The following is a 2,134-nucleotide window of genomic DNA, read 5'->3' as shown; positions in this document are numbered from 1 at the left end:
AACTACGGGATTCCGCTCTCGCAGTTCGCCTTCGATGGCGTCGGGCGGAGTACCGCAATTCTCTACATCGCCGCCCAGTCGGTCTTGACCCTACACCCTCGGCGTCTACATCGCTTCGCGCGGCGACGAAACCTCGAACCTCGCCGCCGTTCGGGAGGTGTTCAAACTCCCGCTCGTCTACGCTGTCCTCGCGGCCGGAGTCGTCCGGTTCCTCGGCGTCGTCCCGCCCGCCGACTCGGCGATGATGAGCACGCTGAAACTGACCGGCGACGCCGCGATTCCCATCATGTTGCTCATGCTCGGGATTCAACTGGCGAACACCGACTCGGGGGCGGCCGTGGCACGCGTCGGCGTTTCGAACGTCTTGAAGCTCGTCGTGGCCCCGGTTTTTGCCGTCGGCGTGGTCTTCCTGCTCGGGTTTTCGGACGTCACCGTCGCACGCGTGTTCGTTCTCGAATGTGCGATGCCCGCCGCCGTGACGCCGCTATCCTCTGTATCGAATACGACCACGGGTCGAGCGGGAGGCTTTCCGGCCCGGAGTACGTGAGCACCGCCATCTTCGTGAGCACGCTCGCGAGCGTCCCGGTCCTGACGCTCCTCATCGCCATCCTGCAGTCCGGCGCCGTCGTCTAGGGGTTTATACCCATTCGTTCCGTAGTAGGACCGAATGGCTTCAACGGAGCCGCCCGAGGCAGGTCCCTCACTAGAACGGTTACGCTCGGTGTTTCGGGTGTACGACGTTCGAACTGATGGCGAGCAGTTGGTTTATTACGGGGAACCCCTCGTCACCCAAGAGCGACTGATGCAGACCGTCTGGCCGCTCTTTCGTGAACAGGGATACGAGGTCTCGCTTTCGACGCGGATGGGGGAGTACGTCCTCGTCGCCGAACCCGTTCACCTCGGCCCGAACGGGGTTCCGTGGAAGAACGTCGTCCTGTTTCTCGCCACCGTTCTCTCGACGCTGTGGGCGGGGACGCTGTGGTACCACGTCAATCCCGTCTCGAACCCGGTCGGGGCCGTGATGACCGCGTGGCCGTTCACGTTCGCCGTCATGGGCGTGCTCGGGACTCACGAACTGGGTCACTACGTCATGAGTCGTTACCACGGTGTGGAGGCGAGTCTCCCGTATTTCATCCCCGTTCCGCTTTCTATCATCGGAACGATGGGTGCCGTCATCCGGATGAAGGGCCAGATGCCCAACCGAAAGGCGCTCTTCGACATCGGCGTCGCCGGCCCCATCGCGGGCCTCGTTGCGACCGTCGTCGTCACCGCGGTCGGTTTGACGCTCGACCCCGTGACCGTCCCGCAGTCGGTCATCAACAGCGCGAACACCATGGAAGTGCAGTTCGGCTACCCGCCCCTGCTCAAGGGCATCGCCGCCGTGATGGGGCAACCGCTCACCTTCGACGACCCGTCGCGGTCGGTCAACCCGGTCGTCATCGGCGGGTGGGTCGGCATGTTCGTCACCTTCCTCAACCTCATCCCGGTCGGCCAACTCGACGGTGGCCACATCGTTCGCGCGATGATTGGCGACGCCAGGAAAGTATCGCGGCCCTCGTCCCCGCGATGCTATTCGGCCTCGCCGCCTACGTCTTCTACGTCCTCGACGTGAGCAACGCGACCGTGCTGTGGGTCATCTGGGGCTTCTGTCGATGTTCTTCGCGTACGTCGGCCCGGCGAACCCCGTCAACGAGGACGGCCTCGATGCGAAACGGATGGCGATGTGCAGGACGAACGCGACTTGGAAACCGGGGACGACCTCGATATCACCTGCGCCCTCGATTTGCGCGACTACCAGCGCGAGTGGGTCGAGGAGTTCGTCGACCTCAAATCCGGCGTCCTCGTCGGCCCGCCGGGGAGCGGGAAGACGGTGGCCGCGATGGGCGTCCTCGAAGCCGTCTCCGGCGAGAGCCTGATTCTGGTTCCGGGACGGGAACTCGCCGGGCAGTGGCGCGACGAACTGCGGCCAGCACCAGCCTCACGCCGGAGCAGGTCGGCGAGTACCACGGCGGCGAGAAGAACGTCCGCCCGGTGACGATTGCGACCTACCAAACCGCCGGAATGGACCGCCACCGCCAGCTGTTCGACCAGCGACGGTGGGGGCTCATCGTGTACGACGAATGTCAACACATCC

1 protein-coding gene and 2 pseudogenes are annotated in these 2,134 nt (G+C 64.4%); all 3 read left to right on the top strand.

Features of this window, described 5'->3' with window-relative positions:
- Window positions 1-157: 157 nt before the first annotated feature.
- Window positions 158-547, top strand: a complete 390-nt coding sequence (locus BG842_RS31075; protein WP_254662906.1) for an AEC family transporter — start codon at window positions 158-160, stop codon at window positions 545-547.
- Window positions 548-667: 120 nt separating this feature from the next.
- Window positions 668-1,724: pseudogene (locus tag BG842_RS04720) on the top strand (site-2 protease family protein); the annotation flags it as partial.
- A pseudogene (locus BG842_RS27130) lies at window positions 1,724-2,134 on the top strand (DEAD/DEAH box helicase); the annotation flags it as partial. The pseudogenes BG842_RS04720 and BG842_RS27130, both read left to right, overlap by 1 nt.

The sequence above is a fragment of the Haladaptatus sp. W1 genome (assembly GCF_001723155.1).
GTDB classification, from domain to species: Archaea; Halobacteriota; Halobacteria; order Halobacteriales; family Haladaptataceae; genus Haladaptatus; species Haladaptatus paucihalophilus.
Note: the sequence above shows the minus strand (reverse complement) of the source record. Positions and strands in the feature narration are given on the sequence as shown.